The 248-nt window shown below is 64.5% G+C and carries 1 protein-coding gene; it reads left to right on the top strand.

From position 1 onward, the window contains the following. A partial coding sequence (locus RMT89_RS44635; protein WP_315889470.1) for a hypothetical protein occupies positions 1 to 248 on the top strand: 248 nt, incomplete at both ends.

The raw sequence follows: 248 nt of genomic DNA, 5'->3' as shown, positions 1-248 counted from the left end.
GCCCATCGGGCATCATCCGCGACCTGCCGCCGGGCGAGACCGACTATTTCCGCTACCTGCCGATGATCTATCCCTACGTGATCAAGCAGAAGCCCTCGACCTTCGTGGTGCAGTTCGGCGGCGGCATCTCGACGACGGTGGCCCTGTCGCAGTCGCGGCATGTCACGGTGGCGGAGGGCAATCCGGCCATCCTCCACGCCTTCCGCACCGACAAGACCCTGAAGAACTTCACCGGCAACATCCTCGCC

Origin of the sequence: Streptomyces sp. P17 (assembly GCF_032436805.1) — a bacterium.
GTDB lineage: Bacteria > Actinomycetota > Actinomycetes > Streptomycetales > Streptomycetaceae > Streptomyces.
Note: the sequence above shows the minus strand (reverse complement) of the source record. Positions and strands in the feature narration are given on the sequence as shown.